Source organism: Streptomyces galbus (genome assembly GCF_005280195.1).
Taxonomy (GTDB): Bacteria; Actinomycetota; Actinomycetes; order Streptomycetales; family Streptomycetaceae; genus Streptomyces; species Streptomyces galbus.
This window is the reverse complement of record NZ_SZPR01000013.1, coordinates 48,378-66,467: the sequence shown is the minus strand read 5'-3', so window position 1 is coordinate 66,467 and position 18,090 is coordinate 48,378. Positions and strand designations below refer to the sequence as shown.

At 75.9% G+C, this 18,090-nt stretch carries 14 protein-coding genes; 1 reads left to right on the top strand and 13 read right to left on the bottom strand.

Annotated features, from left to right (window positions below):
* Positions 1 to 4: 4 nt before the first annotated feature.
* From cobC to cobM, 6 genes are read right to left on the bottom strand one after another with little or no spacing between them, the layout of a single operon-like run.
* Positions 5 to 1,060 carry an Rv2231c family histidinol phosphate aminotransferase CobC gene (cobC, locus tag E4U92_RS16650; RefSeq protein ID WP_137301206.1) on the bottom strand — a complete coding sequence of 352 codons (1,056 nt, stop codon included), beginning with the start codon at positions 1,058 to 1,060 and terminating at the stop codon, positions 5 to 7.
* Positions 1,050 to 1,967 (bottom strand): sirohydrochlorin chelatase, encoded by a 918-nt coding sequence (locus tag E4U92_RS16645; RefSeq protein WP_137301205.1) that lies wholly within the window; start codon positions 1,965 to 1,967, stop codon positions 1,050 to 1,052. Before E4U92_RS16645 ends, cobC begins: the two co-directional genes overlap by 11 nt.
* The gene (locus tag E4U92_RS16640; RefSeq protein ID WP_137301204.1) at positions 1,964 to 2,551 is read right to left on the bottom strand and encodes a precorrin-8X methylmutase; all 588 of its coding nucleotides are present in this window, start codon (positions 2,549 to 2,551) and stop codon (positions 1,964 to 1,966) included. The genes E4U92_RS16645 and E4U92_RS16640 overlap by 4 nt, the downstream gene beginning before the upstream one ends.
* Positions 2,548 to 4,221, bottom strand: a complete 1,674-nt coding sequence (gene cobJ / locus E4U92_RS16635) for a precorrin-3B C(17)-methyltransferase (RefSeq protein WP_137301203.1) — start codon at positions 4,219 to 4,221, stop codon at positions 2,548 to 2,550. Before cobJ ends, E4U92_RS16640 begins: the two co-directional genes overlap by 4 nt.
* Positions 4,218 to 5,465 (bottom strand): precorrin-6y C5,15-methyltransferase (decarboxylating) subunit CbiE, encoded by a 1,248-nt coding sequence (gene cbiE, locus E4U92_RS16630; protein WP_137301202.1) that lies wholly within the window; start codon positions 5,463 to 5,465, stop codon positions 4,218 to 4,220. The genes cobJ and cbiE overlap by 4 nt, the downstream gene beginning before the upstream one ends.
* Positions 5,462 to 6,280, bottom strand: coding sequence for a precorrin-4 C(11)-methyltransferase (cobM, locus tag E4U92_RS16625; RefSeq protein WP_137301201.1), 819 nt, complete (start codon positions 6,278 to 6,280; stop codon positions 5,462 to 5,464). Before cobM ends, cbiE begins: the two co-directional genes overlap by 4 nt.
* Positions 6,281 to 6,452: 172 nt before the next feature.
* Between cobM and E4U92_RS16620 the strand changes: the two genes are divergently transcribed.
* Positions 6,453 to 7,181 (top strand): ZIP family metal transporter, encoded by a 729-nt coding sequence (locus tag E4U92_RS16620; protein ID WP_137301200.1) that lies wholly within the window; start codon positions 6,453 to 6,455, stop codon positions 7,179 to 7,181.
* A 17-nt stretch (positions 7,182 to 7,198) separates the two neighbouring features.
* Here E4U92_RS16620 and cobI read toward each other — a convergent pair whose 3' ends face one another.
* From cobI to E4U92_RS16585, 7 genes are read right to left on the bottom strand one after another with little or no spacing between them, the layout of a single operon-like run.
* A complete protein-coding gene (gene cobI, locus E4U92_RS16615; protein ID WP_137301199.1) occupies positions 7,199 to 7,945 on the bottom strand; it encodes a precorrin-2 C(20)-methyltransferase in 747 nt (248 codons plus the stop codon).
* The gene (locus E4U92_RS16610; protein WP_137301198.1) at positions 7,930 to 9,309 is read right to left on the bottom strand and encodes a cobyrinic acid a,c-diamide synthase CobB; all 1,380 of its coding nucleotides are present in this window, start codon (positions 9,307 to 9,309) and stop codon (positions 7,930 to 7,932) included. The genes cobI and E4U92_RS16610 overlap by 16 nt, the downstream gene beginning before the upstream one ends.
* A complete protein-coding gene (gene cobO, locus E4U92_RS16605) occupies positions 9,303 to 9,902 on the bottom strand; it encodes a cob(I)yrinic acid a,c-diamide adenosyltransferase (protein WP_137301197.1) in 600 nt (199 codons plus the stop codon). The genes E4U92_RS16610 and cobO overlap by 7 nt, the downstream gene beginning before the upstream one ends.
* Positions 9,902 to 11,917: a putative cobaltochelatase gene (locus tag E4U92_RS16600; RefSeq protein WP_137301196.1), complete on the bottom strand. Its 2,016-nt coding sequence runs from the start codon at positions 11,915 to 11,917 to the stop codon at positions 9,902 to 9,904. The genes cobO and E4U92_RS16600 overlap by 1 nt, the downstream gene beginning before the upstream one ends.
* The gene (cobN, locus tag E4U92_RS16595) at positions 11,914 to 15,567 is read right to left on the bottom strand and encodes a cobaltochelatase subunit CobN (RefSeq protein ID WP_174863906.1); all 3,654 of its coding nucleotides are present in this window, start codon (positions 15,565 to 15,567) and stop codon (positions 11,914 to 11,916) included. Before cobN ends, E4U92_RS16600 begins: the two co-directional genes overlap by 4 nt.
* On the bottom strand, positions 15,564 to 17,072 hold the full coding sequence (locus E4U92_RS16590; protein WP_137301195.1) for a cobyric acid synthase: 1,509 nt from the start codon (positions 17,070 to 17,072) through the stop codon (positions 15,564 to 15,566). The genes cobN and E4U92_RS16590 overlap by 4 nt, the downstream gene beginning before the upstream one ends.
* Positions 17,069 to 18,013 carry a cobalamin biosynthesis protein gene (locus tag E4U92_RS16585; protein ID WP_137301194.1) on the bottom strand — a complete coding sequence of 315 codons (945 nt, stop codon included), beginning with the start codon at positions 18,011 to 18,013 and terminating at the stop codon, positions 17,069 to 17,071. The genes E4U92_RS16590 and E4U92_RS16585 overlap by 4 nt, the downstream gene beginning before the upstream one ends.
* Between the last annotated feature and the right edge of the window lie 77 nt (positions 18,014 to 18,090).

Below are 18,090 nucleotides of genomic sequence, written 5' to 3'. Positions count from 1 at the left end.
GGGGTCAGGGGAGGGACGTCAGGGCCTGGTCCAGGGCCTGGAGGAACGCGTTCACCGTCCCCCGGTCCCGCACCGCCACCCGCAGCCAGTCCTCGCCCAGCCCCGGGAAGGTGTCCCCGCGCCGCACCGCGAAGCCCAGGTCGCGCAGCCGTCGCCGTACCGCCGCCGCGCCGGCCACGCCGACCAGCACGAACGGGCCCTCGGCCGGGCCCACGACCCGTACCCCGTCCCCGGCGAACTCCTCCAGCCCGGCCACGAGGTGGGCCCGGTCGGCCGCCACCCGGTGCGCCGCACCGTCCGCCTCCGCGAGGGCCCGCGCGGACACGCACGCCTCGGCCGCCGCCAGCGCCGGCGTCGACACCGGCCACAGCGGCTGCGCCCGCTCCAGCGCCGCGATCGTCCCCGGCCCGGCCAGGACGTACCCGATCCGCAGGCCCGCCAGGCCCCACGTCTTGGTGAGGCTGCGCAGCACCACAAGCCCGGGCACGTCGGTCCGCCCGGCCAGCGCCTCGCGCTCGCCCGGCACGGCGTCCATGAACGCCTCGTCCACGACCAGCGTCCGCCCGGGCCGGGCCAGCCCGGCGATCGCGTCCGCCGGGTGCAGCACCGACGTCGGGTTCGTCGGGTTCCCGATCACCACCAGGTCGGCGTCCTCGGGCACGGCCCCCGCGTCGAGCCGGAAGCCGTCCTCCTCCCGCAGCAGGACCCGGCCCACCTCGTGGCCGGCGTCGCGCAGCGCCGCCTCCGGCTCGGTGAACTGCGGGTGCACCACGACCGGCCGCCGGACCCGCAGCGCCCGGGCCAGCAGCACGAACGCCTCGGCGGCGCCCGCCGTCAGCAGTACCCGCTCGGCCGGCAGCCCGTGCCGCGCGGCCACCGCCGCCCGCGCCGCCCGCCCGTCGGGGTAGGCGGCCAGGCCGGACAGCGAGCCGGCGATCACCTCCCGCAGCCAGGGCGGCGGGGTGTCGGCCCGCACGTTCACGGCGAGGTCGACCAGCGCCGCCCCGCCGTCGCGGACCTCCGCGTCCCCGTGGTGGCGCAGGTCGTGCTCAGTGCGCATGGGCGTGACCGTGCCCGTGGTGGTGCCCGTGCCCGTGGTGGTGGTCGCCGTCGTCGTCCGGGTGGAAGTGCGGCTGCTGCGGCATCCCCACCTTGCCCTCGAACCCGGGCAGCGCGATCCGGTACACGCACGAGTCGCAGTTCATCCGCAGATCGCCCTGCACGGCCTCCGCGTACCGCTCCATCACCAGGTCCAGCAGCTCCGGCTCCGGCCCGATGACGTCCGCCGAGCGCACGTCCAGGCCGGGGTGCGCGGCCGCCCACTCCTCGGTCTGCCGGCGCACCCGGTCCGGCAGGATGCCGGTGAACAGGAAGTACGGCAGCACGACGATCCGCCGCGCGCCCAGCCGCGCGCACCGCTCCAGCCCGCTCGGCACGTCCGGCGCCGCCAGCGACACGAACGCCGTCTCCACGGCACCGTACCCGCGCCCCTCCCACAGCAGCCGGGCCGCCTTGCACACCTCGGCGTTGGCGTCCGGGTCGGTCGAGCCGCGCCCGACCAGCAGCACGGTCACCTCCGCGCGGTCCACCCCGTCCAGCACCTCGTCCAGGCGACGCTCCAGCACCCGCAGCAGCGACGGGTGCGGGCCCAGCGGGCGGCCGTAGGTGTACGAGATCCCCGGGTGCCGCTCCTTCTCCCGGGCCAGCGCGGCCGGGATGTCGCCCTTGGCGTGCCCGGCGGACACCAGCATCAGCGGCACGGCGGCGAAGCGCCGTACGCCCCGCTCGACCAGGTCGGTCACCGCGTCGCCCAGCGGCGGCGGCGACAGCTCGATGAACCCGCCCGCGACGGGCAGGTCGGGGTGGCGGCGCCCCAGCTCCCGGACGAAGTCGCGGAACGCCTCGGCTCCGGCGTCGTCACGCGTGCCGTGGCCGGCGATGAGCAGGGCGGGCGGCGGGGTGGTCACGATGTCTCCTCGACGGAAATGGGGTGGTACAGCAGGGCGTTGAGCGCGGCGGAGGCGACCGCCGACCCGCCCTTCTCGGACACGTTGCTCACGGCCGGCAGGCCGCTCCCGCGCAGCGCGGCCTTGGACTCGACGGCGCCGACGAAACCGACGGGCAGCCCGATCACGAGCGCGGGCCGGGCGTCCAGGGTGAGCAGTTCCTCCAGTGCGGTCGGCGCGTTGCCGATCACCCAGAGGGCGCCGGGCCCGACCTGCTCGTACGCGAGCCGGATGCCGTGCGCGGACCGGGTCAGCCCGGGACCGGCCACGGCGTCCTTCAGCCGGCACACGGTCTCCCGGCGGGTGATGCCGGCGCCCACCATCTCGACGTCGACGACGACCGGCGCCCCGGCGTGCAGCGCGGCGTGCGCCGCGGCCAGTTCGGCCTCGTCCATGACGAGGTCGTCGGCGTACGCCAGGTCGGCGGCGGAGTGGATCACCCGCTCCACCACCGCCCGGGTCAGGGGCGGGAAGTGCGAGGTGTCGAGCCGGGCGCGCAGCCGCCGGTAGGACTCCTCCTCGATGGGGTGGACGACGCGGTTCACTCGGCGCCCTCCTGCCAGCGGTAGCCGCGCGGGGTCACCATGCGGCCCGCGATGTCACGGGTCGCGGTGTTGCCCACGGTCACGACGGTCATCATGTCGACCGTCGCCGGGTCCAGGGCGCCCAGCGTGGTCAGCCGGGCCGACCCGTCGGGCCGGGAGGCGTTGCGCACGACGCCGACGGGCGTGTCCGGCGTCCGGTGCCCGGCGAGGACCGCGAGCGCCTTGGGCAGCTGCCAGTCCCGGCCGCGCGAGCGCGGGTTGTAGAAGGTCACCACGAGGTCCGCCTCGGCCGCGGCCCGCACCCGCCGCTCGATGACCTCCCACGGCGTGTGCAGGTCGGACAGGCTGATCGACACGTGGTCGTGGCCGAGCGGCGCCCCGAGGATCGCGGCGGCGGCGAGGGCCGCCGTGACGCCGGGCACGCCGACCACGTCGATGTCGTCGGACGCCTCGGCGAGCGCCGGGGAGGCCATGGCGTACACGCCCGCGTCGCCGCTGCCGATCAGCGCCACCGCGTGGCCCGCGCGGGCCTCGGCGACCGCGGTGCGGGCCCGCTCCTCCTCGGCGCCGAGCCCCGACTCCAGCACCCGGGTGCCGGGCCGCAGCAGGTCGCGGATCTGGTCGACGTACTGGTCGAGCCCCACCAGCACGGAGGCGCGCCGCAGTTCGTCCCGGGCGCGCGGGGTGAGCAGGTCCCGCGCGCCGGGCCCGAGGCCCACCACCGCGAGCCGCCCGCGCCCCGGCCGCCGTACGACGGCGCAGGTGGCCATGGCCGACTTCCGCTTGGGGACGAGGAGCTGCCCGCCCCGCACGAGGGCGGCGGCCTCCGCGACCGAGGGCGTGCCGACGGCCGCGAGCGGCGCCGCCGACGGGTTCGGCACGTCGACGGCCGACAGTTCCCCGGCGGAGTACGTCACCACCGGCACCCCGAGCCGCGCGGCGGCGGCCAGGATGCCGGGCTCCTCCGCCTTGGCGTCCACGGTGGCCAGTTCGGCCACGCTGCGCGCCGACAGGCCGGCGTCCCGCAGCGCCTCCTCGACCAGGCCCAGGACCTCGTCGGCCGGGGCGCCCCGGGAGGCGCCGACGCCGACGACCAGGGTCGGCGGGCGCAGCAGCACCTCGCGCGGCCCGGCCTCGACGGCACGGTCCGTCAGCCGCACGGTGTGCGCGGCCGGCCCGTCCGCGAACGGCACCGGCGGCAGCGGCCAGGCCACCTCCGCGTCGAGCGCGACCGGCTCGCCGTCGAGCAGCGCCCGGCTCACGCCCGCGACGTCGCCCTCCACCGGCAGGCCCAGCGTGTCCAGGCCCGGCAGGTCCACGGCGTCGGTCGCGGTGGTCACCACCGGGCGGGCGCCCAGCACCTCGCCGACCTCGACGGCGAGGGCGTTCGCCCCGCCCCCGTGGCCGCCGAGCAGCGACACGGCGAACCGGCCCGCCTCGTCGACGCACACCACCCCGGGGTCGGCCGCCTTGCCGGCGAGCAGCGGCGCCACGAGCCGGACGACCGCGCCCGTGGCCAGGAAGCACACGAGCTGCTCGCACTCCGCGAACGCCCGCCGCACGGCGTCCGCCACGGGACCGTCGTACACGCGCGTGCGGTCCGGCCACGCCGCGGCCAGCCGGTCGCGCGCCGCCGCCCCCGCCGCGGTGGCGGAAATCAGGCCGATCACTGAGCAACTCCTTCGTTCGTCGCGGGGGGCCGTACGCCCCACAGCAGGAAAACGGGATTGGTGGCCGCCAGCCGGGTCACGTCCCCCGGCAGCGGCGCCAGCCGCGACGACTGCAGCAGCACGCCGTCGCAGGTGAACCCGGCGCCGGTGAGCGCCGCCCGGGCCGCCGGCACCCGGTCGAGGGCGGCGAGCGCCACGACCACGGTCCGCCGCGCCCGCCGCGCGCACGCGGCCACCACGTCCGCCAGCTCGCGCCCGCCCCCGCCGACGAACACCGCGTCCGGGTCGTCCAGCGCGTCCAGCGCGTCCGGCGCGGTGCCGTGCACCACGTGCACGTCGACGCCGTGCGCGGCCGCGTTGGCGCGGATCCGCCCGGCCCCGTCGGCGGCCTTCTCCACCGCCGTGACCGCGGCGCCCAGCCGCGCGCACTCCACGGCCACCGAGCCGGAGCCCGAGCCGACGTCCCACACCAGGTCACCGGGGCGCGGCCCCAGCCGGGCCAGCGCCAGCGCCCGCACCTCGAACTTGGTGATCATCGAGTCCCGGTGGGCGAACGCCTCCTCGGCCAGGGCCCAGCCCGCGGGTCCGGGTCCCCGCCCCGCGAGCGTCCGTGCGCCGCCCTCCGGCGTGCGCCGCTCGTCCAGGCTGAGGACCACGCTCACCGCGGTGCCCCAGTCGCGCTCCGCGGCCTCGGCGGGCGTCACCCGCTCCAGCCGCTCCTGCGGGGAGCCCAGCGCGGTCGCCACGACCAGCGTGCGCTCCCAGGGCCGCAGCGCGGCACCGATCTCGGCCGGGCCCGCACCGGGCCCGGTGAGCACCGCCACCTTCGGCTGGGCCCGGCACACGTTGACCGCCGTGCGCAGGTCCCGTCCGTGCGCGCTGACGACGACGGCGTCCTCCCAGGTCAGCCCGAGCCGCGCGAACGCCGCCGCGACGGACGACACCCCGGGCCGCACCGCGAGCCGGTCCGGGCCGAACCGCTCGGCCAGCACCCGCACGATCCCGAAGAACCCCGGGTCGCCGGAGGCCAGCACGACCACCCGCCGCCCCGCGCCCACGTACGCCTCGATCGCGTCCAGCGCCGGGCCCAGCGGCCCGAGCACGATCCGCTCGGCCGTCTCCGGCACCGCGGCCGCGTCCAGGTGCCGCCGTCCGCCCACGACCAGCTCGGCGCCCGCCAGGGTGTCCGCGAGGGTCTCGGCGCCGGCCGGTCCGCCCGTCCCCGCGCCCACCACCGTGATCACGTACTCGCCCCCCGCTCGCGCAACGCCCGGCGGGCCTGCGGGTCCGCCTTGCGGAAGCCGTGGAAGTGCCCCGGGTGGTACAGGTGCGAGCGGGTGCCGTGCGCGTCGAGCGCCGGCCCGACGAGGAACAGCGTGTGCTTCCAGAGCTTGTGCTCCTTGACCGTCTCCTCCAGCGTGCCGATCGTGCACCGCACGACCAGCTCCTCCGGCCAGGTCGCCTGGTAGGCGACGACGACCGGGGTGTCCGTGGGGTAGCCGCCCTCCAGGAGCTCCCGCACGAGCTGCCCGCTGCGGGCGGCGGACAGGAAGACCGCCATGGTGGTCCCGTGCCGGGCGAACTCCCGCACCTCCTCGCCGGGCGGCATGGGCGTCTTGCCGCCGCCGAGCCGGGTCAGCACCACCGACTGGGCGACCTCCGGGATGGTCAGCTCGCGCTGCGCGAGCGCGGCCACCGCCGAGAACGACGACACCCCCGGGACGACCTCGGTCGCGATGCCCAGCGCGTGGCAGCGGTCGAGCTGCTCCTGGGTGCCGCCCCACAGCGCCGGGTCGCCGGAGTGGATGCGGGCGACGCGCAGACCCTCGCGGTGGGCCCGCTCGTACACGGCGACGACGTCCTCCAGGGACATGGTCGCCGAGTCCAGCACCTCGGCGCCCCCGCGCGCGTGCTCGAGGACCTCCGCCTGGACCAGGCTGGCCGCCCAGATCACCACGTCGGCCTCGGCGATGGCGCGGGCGGCGCGGAACGTCAGCAGGTCGGCGGCGCCGGGGCCGGCACCGACGAAGGTCACCTTGCCGGTGGGGGCATCGGCCATGGGTTCGGTCCTCTCGAGACGGGCGGATCACGTCGGGTCGTGAAGTCGGGGGTGGATGTGACGGTGGGGTCGGACGGATCGAGCGGGGACGTAACGGGCGTGGCGGGACAGATCACCCGTGCCGGGGTGGCCGGATGTGCGCGGCCGGGGGTTGATCGGATACGAAGGGGCCATGGCGGTCCTCGTCGCGCTCGGCGCGTTCCTGATGACGCTGGCCGGCGGCTGGACGGCACAGCGCGTGACCGACCGTCGCCACCTGGTGCTGGGCCTGGCCGGCGGGCTGATGCTCGGCGTGGTCGGCCTGGACCTGCTGCCGGAGGCCCTGGAGGCGGCCGGCGCGGAGGTGTTCGGCGTCCCGGCCGCGCTGCTGCTGTTCGTGGCCGGCTTCCTGCTGGCCCACCTGATGGAGCACCTGCTCGCCGGGCGCACAGCGGCGCACGGCGCCGGTGACCACCACCACCGAGCCCCCGAGGTGGGCCTGACGGCTGCGGCGGCGATGGTCGGCCACAGCGCCATGGACGGCGTGGCGATCGGCGCGGCCTTCCAGGTCGGCGGCGGCATGGGCACCGCGGTCGCGCTGGCGGTCGTGGCCCACGACTTCGCCGACGGCTTCAACACGTACACGATCACGAGCCTGTACGGGAACGCCCGCCGCAAGGCGCTGACCATGCTGTTCGCGGACGCCGTGGCCCCGGTCGTCGGCGCCGCCTCGACCGCGTTCGTCACCATTCCGGAGCAACTGCTCGGCGGCTATCTCGGCCTCTTCGGCGGAGCGCTGCTCTACCTCGCCGCCGCCGAGATCCTGCCCGAGGCCCACCACGCCCACCCGGCCCGCTCGACCCTGCTGTGCACGGTCGCCGGGACGGCCTTCATCTGGCTGGTGGTGGGCCTGGCGAGCTGACCGGGCGACGGCGGGGCTCACAGCTTGCCGCCCCGCCCGCCGTCGCGCCGCGCGGGCGCGATGAGCGTCGACAGGTACGGCAGCGGCTCGGCGTCCATCCCGGCGGCCGGCCGGATGCTCTCCTCGGGCAGCCCGAGCGAGGCGCCCCACACGGCGTCGTCGAGCCGCCCGGTCTCCCGCAGCACCTCGGCGACCTCGGCGGCGTGCCGGCCGAACTTGTACGCCACCACGGTGCCCGGCCCGGCCAGCGCCTCCTTCAGCACCGCCGACCCGGCCGTCACCGGCACCAGCGTCAGCGGTTCGGTGCCCTCGGTGAGCACGGCGCCCGAACGCGCGGCCAGGTCCTGCATGGCGGTGATGCCCGGCACGGTCTCCACGGCGACGCCCGGCACCAGCTCCCCGACGGTGTGCGCGAGGTAGGTGAACGTCGAGTACACGTTCGGGTCGCCGATGGTGGCGAACGCGACCGTGCCGTGCCGTCCGAGCAGCTCGGCGACCGTCCGGCCGGCCTCGTCCCAGGCGGCCTCGCGGCGCGCCCGGTCGGTGCGCTCGTTCAGCGCGAACACCACGCGCAGGACCTTCTCCGCGGGCACGTAGTGCAGCACCGTCGCCTCCGCGCGCCCCCGCTCGCCGGTGTCCATCACCGGGACGACGACGACGTCGGCGGCCCGCAGGGCGTTGACGCCCTTGACGGTCACCAGCTCCGGATCCCCGGGACCCACCCCGACCCCGACCAACCTGCTGCTGCTCATGACGTCCGGCACCTCTCCACGAACCGACGGGCGACACCGGGCTCGGACGCCCAGTGCGTGTGCAGATAACTCGCGTGCACGCCGTGCTGCACGAAGCCTTCGACCCGCCGCACGGGCGCCCGCACACCCCAGGCGGGAGCGGCACCGGCGCCGGGCTCGACGACGGTGCGGTGGAACTCGTGCCCCCGCATCCGCGTCCCGGCCGCGGCCAGCGCGCTGTCCCCGACGGCCACGGCGTCCCGGTAGCCGAGCGTCAGCCGCTCCGTCATACGGGCGGTGGCGTCGAGCACCCCGCACATCGGCTGCCCGTCCAGCTCCCGGCACAGGTAGAGCAACCCCGCGCACTCGGCGGCCACGGGGGCGCCGGAGTTCGCCAGTTCGGCGACGGCCTTGCGCAGCGGCTCGTTGGCGGACAGCTCCCCGGCGTACACCTCGGGGAACCCGCCCCCGATCACCAGCCCCCGCGTCCCGTCGGGGAGCCGCTCGTCCCGCAACGGATCGAACGTGACGACCTCGGCCCCGGCGGCGGCGAGCAGTTCGGCGTGCTCGGCGTAGGAGAAGGTGAACGCCTCCCCGCCGGCCACAGCAACTACCAGCCCGTCCGGCGATTGAGGACGAGGCCGTTCAGGCCGATCGGGGGTCCAGGGGGCGGCGCCCCCTGGTACGGCACCGGCACCCCGGGCGAGCGCCTCCAACGCGTCCAGGTCACACCCTCGTACGACCAGGTCGGCCATCGCCGCGACGGAGTCGACCGCGGCGGCCCGCCGTTCCGCGACGGGCACCAAGCCGAGATGCCGCGACGGCGTGGACACCGGCTCGGCCCGCCGCAGCGCACCGAGCACCGGCACCCCGCACGACTCCAACGCCTCCCGCAGCAGCGCCTCGTGCCGGTCCGAGCCGACCTTGTTCAGGATCACGCCCCCGATCCGCACCCCGGGGTCCCACGAGGCGAACCCGTGCACCAGCGCGGCCACCGACCGCGACTGCGCGGAGGCGTCCACCACCAGCACCACCGGCGCGCCGAGCAGCTTCGCCACCTGCGCGGTGGAGGCCAGTTCGCCCTCCCCGGCGGCCCCGTCGTACAGCCCCATCACGCCCTCGACCACGGCGAGGTCGCACCCGCGCGCCCCGTGCAGGAACAGCGGGGCGATCAGCTCCGGCCCGCACAGGTACGCGTCGAGGTTGCGACCGGTCCGCCCGGTGGCGAGCGCGTGGTACCCGGGGTCGATGTAGTCCGGGCCCACCTTGTGCGGGGACACGACGAGCCCCCGCGCGGCGAACGCGGCCATCAGCCCGGTGGCGACGGTGGTCTTGCCGCTGCCCGAGGAGGGCGCGGCGACCACCAGCCGGGGCACGGACGACGGGGAGGTCACCACTCGATGCCCTTCTGGCCCTTCTGGCCGGCGTCCATCGGGTGCTTGACCTTGGACATGTCGGTCACGAGGTCGGCGAAGTCCACCAGCTCCTGCGGGGCGTTGCGCCCGGTGATCACCACGTGCTGGGTGCCGGGCCGGTCCCGCAGCACGGAGACGACCTCGTCGGTGTCGACCCAGCCCCAGTGCATCGGGTAGGCGAACTCGTCCAGCACGTACAGCCGGTACGTCTCGGCGGCGAGGTCGCGCTTGACCTGCTCCCAGCCCTCGCGGGCCTTCTCCTCGTTGTCCATCTGGGCATCGCGCTGGACCCAGGACCAGCCTTCGCCCATCTTGTGCCAGTCGACGGTGCCGCCCTCGCCGGAGGCGCCGAGCACGCGCAGCGCGTTCTCCTCACCGACCTTCCACTTCGCCGACTTGACGAACTGGAACACCCCGATCGGCCACCCCTGGTTCCAGGCGCGCAGCGCGAGCCCGAAGGCGGCCGTCGACTTGCCCTTGCCGACGCCGGTGTGCACGACGACCAGCGGACGGTTGCGGCGCTGACGGGTCGTCAGTCCGTCGTCCGGTACGACACTCGGCTGTCCCTGCGGCATTACGCGGCCCTCCTGCTCGTCCCCTGAACGTCCTTGACCAGTCCGGCGATCGCGTCCGCGCGCAGCTCGTCGAGCGTGACGGCGGTGCCGCCCAGCTCGGCCGCGAGCTGCCCCGCGAGCCCGAGCCGCACCGGCCCCGACTCGCAGTCCACGACCACCGACGCGATCTGCTCGGCCGCGAACAGCCGCGCCGCCCGCCCGGCGAGCGCCACCGGTTCAGGACCACCGGTGGCCCTGCCGTCGGTCACCACCACGACCAGCGCCCGGCGCGCCGGGTCCCGCAGCCGCTCCACGCGCAGCACCTCGTGCGCCTTCAGCAGCCCGGCGGCCAGCGGCGTGCGGCCCCCGGTCGGCAGCGTCTCCAGGCGCGCCGCGGCCGCGTCGACCGACGAGGTCGGCGGCAGCGCCACGTCGGCGGCGGAGCCCCGGAAGGTCACCAGTCCGACCTTGTCGCGCCGCTGGTAGGCGTCCAGGAGCAGCGACAGCACGGCGCCCTTGACGGCGCTCATCCGCCGGCGCGCCGCCATCGACCCGGAGGCGTCCACCACGAACAGCACGAGGTTGCCCTCGCGCCCCTCCCGGGCCGCCTGCCGCAGGTCGTCCCGGCGGATCACCAGACCCGGCCCGGACCGGCCGCGCGCCCGCTGGTGCGGGGCCGCGGCCTGCACGGTGGCGGCCAGGTGCAGCTTGGTCAGCGCGCCCCGCGGCCGCCGGGCCCCGGTGGTGCGCCCGTGCTCGGTCCGCGCCCGCGAGCGCCGCCCGGCGGCGCCCTCGCCGATGCCGGGCACGCTCAGCGCCTTGGTGCGGAACGGCTCCGCGGCGCGTGCCGCCGGCTGCTCGCCCGCGCCCGCGCCGGACGGCTGCGGCTCGCCGCCGTCGCCGTCCTCGGGGCGCGCCCCGGTGTCGCCGCCGCCCTGCGGACCCGCGTCGGGCGCCGGACCGCCCCCGCCGCCGCCCGGGCCGTCGGGATCGGGGTCGGGGTCGGGGTCGTCGTCGGGGGACTCGCCGGAGAACTCCTCCAGCGTCCGGTCCAGCTTGTCCTCGTCCAGGCCGGGCGCGTCGAAGGGGTTGCGGCGGCGCCGGTGCGGCAGCGCCAGCAGCGCCGCCTGCCGCACGTCCTCGGCGAGCACGTCGGTCCGCCCGGCCCACGCGGCCAGCGCGGTCGCGGTGCGCGCCATCACGATGTCCGCGCGCATGCCGTCCACCTCGAACGCCGCGCAGGTCGCCGCGATCTGCCGCAGCGCCCCGTCGCCCAGCCGCACCTGCGGCAGCAGCTCCCGCGCCGCCACGATCCGCTGCCGTACGGCGGCCTCCTCGCCGGCCCAGCGCGCGGCGAAGCCGGCCGGGTCGTCGTCGTACGCGAGCCGGCGCCGGACCACCTCCACCCGCTGGTCGGGTTCGCGGGAGGCGGCGACCTCCACGGTCAGCCCGAACCGGTCGAGCAACTGCGGCCGCAGCTCGCCCTCTTCGGGGTTCATCGTGCCGACGAGCAGGAACCGTGCCGCGTGCCGCACCGAGACGCCCTCGCGCTCCACGTACGAGGCGCCCATCGCCGCCGCGTCCAGGAGCAGGTCGACCAGGTGGTCGTGGAGCAGGTTGACCTCGTCGACGTACAGGATGCCGCGGTGCGCGTCGGCCAGCAGGCCCGGCTCGAACGCCTTGACGCCCTCGGCGAGCGCCCGCTCGATGTCGAGCGCGCCGACCAGCCGGTCCTCGGAGGCGCCGACGGGGAGTTCGACCATGCGGGCGGGCCGGTGCGCGCCCGGCCCCGGCTCGTGCGGCCCGTCGGGGCACGAGGGGTCGGGGGACGCCGGGTCGCAGGAGAACCGGCAGCCGGGCACCACGGCCACCTCGGGCAGCAGCGCCGACAGGGCGCGCACGGCGGTGGACTTCGCGGTGCCCTTCTCGCCGCGCACGAGCACCCCGCCGACGGCGGGCGAGACGGCGTTCAGCAGCAGCGCGAGCCGCAGGTCGTCCTGACCGACGACGGCGGTGAAGGGGAAGGGGGTGGTCACTGGTCGTCGCCCTCCAGGTCGCCTTCGAGCTCCAGGTAGGTGGCCCGCAGCCGCTCCAGCGTGTCCGCGTCCGGCTCGGCCCACAGGCCCCGGTCCGCCGCCTCCAGCAGCCGCTCGGTGATCCCGCGCAGCGCCCACGGGTTGGACTTCTTCATGAAGTCCCGGTTCTCCGGGTCGAAGACGTACTCGGCGCTGAGCTTCTCGTACATCCAGTCGTCGACCACGCCCGCCGTGGCGTCGTAGCCGAACAGGTAGTCCACGGTCGCCGCCATCTCGAAGGCGCCCTTGTAGCCGTGCCGGCGCATCGCCGCCATCCAGCGCGGGTTGACCACGCGGGCGCGGAACACGCGGTGCGTCTCCTCGCCCAGCGTGCGCGTCCTGACCTGGTCCGGGGTGGCCGAATCACCCACGTACGCCTCGGGGTTGGCGCCGGTCAGGTGCCGGACCATGGCGACCATGCCGCCGTGGTACTGGAAGTAGTCGTCCGCGTCGACCAGGTCGTGCTCGCGGGTGTCGACGTTCTTCGCCGCCACCGCGATCCGCTTGAACGCGGTCTCCATGTCCCCGCGCGCCGCCCGCCCGTCGAGCCCGCGCCCGTAGGCGTAGCCGCCCCACACCGCGTACACCTCGGCGAGGTCGGCGTCGGAGCGCCAGTTGCGGGCGTCGATCAGCGGCAGCAGACCGGCGCCGTACGCGCCGGGCTTGGAGCCGAAGACGCGGGCCGTGGCCCGGCGCCGGTCGCCGTGCGCGGCGGTGTCCTCGTCGGCGTGCGCCTTGACGAAGTTGCGGTCGGCGGGCTCGTCCAGCTCGGCGACGGCCCGCACCGCGTCGTCGATCAGCCCGACGACGTGCGGGAAGGCGTCCCGGAAGAAGCCGGAGATACGGACCGTCACGTCGATGCGCGGCCGGCCCAGCTCGGCGAGGGGCACCACCTCGAAGCCGGTCACCCGGCGCGAGGCGTCGTCCCACACCGGGCGGCAGCCCAGCAGCGCCAGGATCTCGGCGATGTCGTCGCCCTGGGTGCGCATCGCGGAGGTGCCCCAGACGGTGAGCCCGACGGACTTCGGGTACTCCCCGGTGTCCTGGAGGTACCGGGCGACCAGGGAGTCCGCCAGGGACTGCCCGACCTCCCAGCTCAGGCGCGAGGGGATGGCCTTGGGGTCGACGGAGTAGAAGTTGCGGCCCGTCGGCAGCACGTTGACCAGACCGCGGGTGGGCGAGCCGGAGGGGCCCGCGGGCACGTAACCGCCGTCCAGGGCCCGCAGGATGTGCCCGATCTCGTCGGTCGTGCGGGCCAGGCGCGGCACGACCTCGGTGCACGCGAACTCCAGCACGGCGACGGCGTCGGGCAGTTCGGTGCCGACCACGTCCGCGACGAGTCCCCGGACGCGGGAGACGTCCCAGCCGCGCTCCTCCAAGCCCTCCGCGAGCCGCCGGCACAGCTGCTCCAGCAGGTCGACCGCGTCGGACGCGCTGCGCGCCGGCCCCTCCACCAGGTCGGTCAGCTCCACCGGCACCTTCGCCGGGGCACCCGGCTCGGCCAGCAGCTCCTTCTCGTCCAGCCCGAAGTGGGCGGCCAGCGAGGCCCGCAGTCCCGGCAGCGCGTTCGCCTGCCCGCCCCACACCTGCGAGGCGCGCAGCACGGCCAGGACCAGGTTCACCCGGGGCTCGCCGACCGGACCGCCGCCGAGGATGTGCAGGCCGTCGCGGATCTGGACGTCCTTGATCTCGCACAGGTAGCCGTCGATGTGCATGACGAACTCGTCGAACGCCTCGTCGTCCGGCTGTTCGTCGACGTGCAGGTCGTGGTGCAGCTCGGCCGCCTTCACCAGCGTCCAGATCTGCGCCCGCACGGCCGGCGCCTTCGTCGGGTCGAGGTCGCTCACCAGGGCGTACTCGTCGAGGAGTTGCTCCAGCTTGGCGAGGTCGCCGTAGGTGTCGGCGCGGGCCATGGGCGGGACCAGGTGGTCGACGACCGTGGCGTGCCCGCGCCGCTTGGCCTGGGTGCCCTCACCGGGGTCGTTCACGATGAACGGGTAGACCAGCGGCAGGTCGCCGAGCACGGCGTCCGGGGCGCACCCGGCGCTCAGCCCGAGGCCCTTGCCGGGCAGCCACTCCATCGTGCCGTGCTTGCCCATGTGCACGATCGCGTCGGCGCCGAAGCTGTTGTCCAGCCAGCGGTAGGCGGCCAGGTAGTGGTGCGAGGGCGGCATGTCGGGGTCGTGGTAGATGGCGATGGGGTTCTCGCCGAAGCCGCGCGGCGGCTGGATCATCACGACGACGTTCCCGAACTGCAGGGAGGCCAGCACGATGTCGTCGCCGTCGACGTACAGGGAGCCCGGCGGCTCGCCCCACGCCTCGGCCATCGCGTCGCGCAGCTCCGGGTCGAGCCGGCCGAACCACTCCCGGTAGTCCGCGAGCGGCACCCGGGCGGGCGCCGCGGCGAGCTGGTCCTCGGTCAGCCACTCCACGTCGTGGCCGCCGGCCTCGATCAGCCGGTGGATCAACTCGTCCCCGCCGTCGGGGTACTCGGTGAGCGAATAGCCCGCGTCGCGCAGCGCGTCCAGCACCCGCACCGCCGAGGCGGGCGTGTCCAGGCCGACCGCGTTGCCGACCCGGGAGTGCTTGGTGGGGTAGGCGGTGAAGACCAGCGCGATCTTCTTCTCGGCGTTCGGCTTGTGCCGCAGGCGCGCGTGGCGCACGGCGATCCCGGCGACGCGCGACGCCCGCTCGGGGTCGGCCACGTACACCGGGACCTCGTCCGGGCCCTGCTCCTTGAAGGAGAACGGCACCGTGACGAGCCGGCCGTCGAACTCGGGGATCGCCACCTGCATCGCGGCGTCCATGGGGGCGAGGGCCGCGTCGGACTCCTCCCAGGCGCTGCGCGAGGAGGTGAGGCACAGGCCCTGCAGCACGGGGACGTTCAGCTCGGCGAGCGCGCCGACGTCCCAGGACTCCTCGTCGCCGCCCGCCGACGCCTGCGAGGCGTGCGTGCCGCCTGCCGCGAGGACGGTGGCCACCAGCGCGTCGGCCCGGCCCAGCAGCTCGTACAGCCCGGCGTCCGCGCCGCGCAGCGAACCGCAGTACACCGGCAGGGCGTTGGCCCCGTGCCCCTCGATCGCCTCGCACAGGGTGTCCACGAAGGCGGTGTTGCCGCTCAGTTCGTGCGCCCGGTAGAACAGCACGCCCACGGTGGGGCGTCCGTCGCGCAGTTCGTACCCGCCGTGCACGCCGTAGGCCGGCATCCGGTGCGGCTCGGCGAAGCCCTCGCCGGTGAGCAGCACGGTGTCGGAGAGGAACCGGGACAGCTCCAGCAGGTTCGCCGGGCCGCCCTCGACCAGGTACTTCAGCGCCTCGGCGACCACACCGGCGGGCACGCTGGACTCGGCCATCAGCTCCGCGTCGGGCACGGCCTCGCCGCCCAGCAGCACGGTCGGCACACCGGACGCCTTCAGCGCGGCCAGCCCGTCCTCCCAGGCGCGCTTGCCGCCGAGCAGCCGTACGACGGCGAGGTCCGCGCCGCGCAGCAGGTCCGGCAGCTCCCCGGCGACGTCGACGCGGGTGGGGTTGCCGATGCGGTAGTCGGCGCCGGAGGCCCGGGCCGCCAGCAGATCGGTGTCGGCGGTCGACAACAACAACACTGTGCTCATGCGGGCGCTCCCGGTGGAATGAAAGGCAGTCCTTGCGGCGCGCCCGACTCGATGAGCCGCCACAGCGCGTCCGTGTCCGCGTGCTGTTCGATCAGGTCGCCGAGCCGGTCGAGTTGCTCCTCGCGCAGCGCGGCGAACGAGGTGTCGGGGGCCGGCACGAAGCGGCGGCCCGCGGCGGCGGCCACCTCGCGCAGGAACGCCCGCCGGAAGTCGTCCGACTCCAGCGAGCCGTGCCAGTGCGTGCCCCAGGTGTGGCCGACGCGGCAGCCGTCCAGGAAGGGCTCCCCGCCCCGCACGTCGGCGACGCCGTGGTGGATCTCGTACCCCTCGACCGGCTCGCCGAGGGCCTGCCCGGCCGGCCGGGTGAGGGTCTTCTCGCGGGCGAACCGCACCCGCACGGGCAGCACGCCGAGCCCGTCCACCGCGCCGGCCCGCGACTCGACCTCGTCCTCGATGTGTTCGCCGAGGATCTGGAAGCCGCCGCAGATGCCGAGAACGGGGCGTCCCTCGGCGGCCCGGCGCACCAGGGCGTCGGCCAGGCCGCGTTCGCGCAGCCAGGCCAGCGCCCGCACGGTGCCGCGGGTGCCCGGGACGATCACCAGGTCGGCGTCGGCCAGCTCCTCGGGCCGGTCCACGAACCGCACCACGACGCCCGGTTCGGCGGCCAGGGCGTCCACGTCGGTGAAGTTCGACATCAGCGGGATCGCGCACACGGCGACCCGCAGCACGTCCTCGCCGACGGGCGGGCTGACCGTCGACTCGCGCACGGTGCCGCGCAGGGACACCCTCAGTCCGTCCTCCTCGTCGATGCCGAGCCCGTGCCGGAACGGCAGCACGCCGTAGGTGCGCCGCCCGGTGAGGCCGTGCAGCATCTCCAGCCCCGGCTCCAGCAGCGACACGTCGCCGCGGAACTTGTTCACCAGGAACCCGGCGACCAGCTCCTGGTCCTCGGGTGCGAGCAGGGCCACGGTGCCGAAGAAGGAGGCGAAGACGCCGCCGCGGTCGATGTCGCCGACCACCAGCACCGGCAGCCGCGCGCCCCGCGCGATCCCCATGTTGACGATGTCGGTGCGCCGCAGGTTGATCTCGGCCGGACTGCCCGCCCCCTCACAGATCACCGCGTCATACGTGCCCCGCAACTCGGCCAGGCAGTCCAGCACGGTGCCGAGCAGCCGCTGCTGGCGTCCGCCGTGGTAGCCGCGCGCGCTCAGTTCGCCCACCGGCTTGCCCAACAGCACGACCTGGCTGCTCTGTTCGCCCCCGGGCTTGAGCAGCACCGGGTTCATCTGCGCGGTCGGCTCGATCCGGCACGCCTGCGCCTGCATCGCCTGCGCCCGCCCGATCTCGGCGCCCTCGCGCGTCACGAACGAGTTCAGCGACATGTTCTGCGCCTTGAACGGCGCAACCTTCACACCCCGGCGCACCAGCCACCGGCAGATCCCGGCGGTGACGACGCTCTTGCCGGCGTCGGAGGTCGTACCGGCGACCAGGAGCCCCCCGTTCACTTCCCACGTCCCTTCCACAGCAGGCGCGCCCCGGCGGTGACGCCGAGCGCGAGCAGGCCGACGCGCCGGGACAGCCGTACGGCCCGGTCGATGTCGGTGACGGCGACGGGGCGCCCGGCGGCCCCGTTGAGCACGGGCCGGTGCTCGACCCGGCCGCCGTAGGAGAGCGTCCCGCCCAGGCGCACCCCGAGCGCGCCCGCGAACGAGGCCTCCACGGGGCCGGCGTTGGGGCTGGGGTGGCGGCCGGCGTCGGCGCGCCAGGCGCGCACCGCCGCGCGCGGGTCGGGTCCGGCGAGCGCGGCGAGCACGGCGGTCAGCCGGGCGCCCGGCCAGCCGGCGACGTCGTCGAGGCGGGCGGAGGCCCAGCCGTAGCGCAGGAAGCGCGGCGACCGGTGCCCGACCATCGCGTCCAGGGTGTTCACGGCGCGGAAGCCGAGCAGCCCCGGCACCCCGCCGACGGCGCCCCACACCAGGGCGCCGACCACGGCGTCGGAGGTGTTCTCGGCGACGGACTCCACGACGGCCCGGGCGATCCCGTCGGCGTCCAGCGCCTGCGGGTCGCGGCCGCACAGGTGGGGCAGCCGCGCGCGGGCCGCGTCGACGTCCCCGTGCCGCAGGGCCCGCCCGATGGTGTCGGCCTCGCGGGCGAGCGAGGTGCCCCCGACGACCGCCCAGGTCGCGGCGGCGGTCAGCGCGGCGGAGGCGGCGGGGGAGCGGCGCACGGCCCGTTCGGCGACGGCTCCGAGGGCGACGGCGCCTCCGGCGCACACGGCGGTGTGCAGGGCGCCCCAGCCGCGGTGGTCGCGCCACAGGAGCCGCTCCACGGCCGCGGCCGCGCGTCCGAACGCAGCGACCGGGTGCCCGCGGCGCGGGTCGCCGAGGAGCAGGTCACCGAGGAGGCCGGCGGCGGCGCCGTACGCGTACGAGCGATCGGCACCCATCGGCTCAGCCGGCCGTGCGCGCGGGGGCGGGCCGGGTGGTGGTCCTCACATGGCAGCCGAGCATGGCGGTATGTCCT

Bases quoted from the DNA above. Each gene is read 5' to 3' on its own strand.
- cobC (WP_137301206.1), bottom strand. From the start codon at position 1,060: ATGCGCACTGAGCACGACCTGCGCCACCACGGGGACGCGGAGGTCCGC.
- cobM (WP_137301201.1), bottom strand. From the start codon at position 6,280: ATGGCCGATGCCCCCACCGGCAAGGTGACCTTCGTCGGTGCCGGCCCC.
- E4U92_RS16620 (WP_137301200.1), top strand. From the start codon at position 6,453: ATGGCGGTCCTCGTCGCGCTCGGCGCGTTCCTGATGACGCTGGCCGGC.
- cobO (WP_137301197.1), bottom strand. From the start codon at position 9,902: ATGCCGCAGGGACAGCCGAGTGTCGTACCGGACGACGGACTGACGACC.
- cobN (WP_174863906.1), bottom strand. From the start codon at position 15,567: ATGAGCACAGTGTTGTTGTTGTCGACCGCCGACACCGATCTGCTGGCG.
- E4U92_RS16585 (WP_137301194.1), bottom strand. From the start codon at position 18,013: ATGGGTGCCGATCGCTCGTACGCGTACGGCGCCGCCGCCGGCCTCCTC.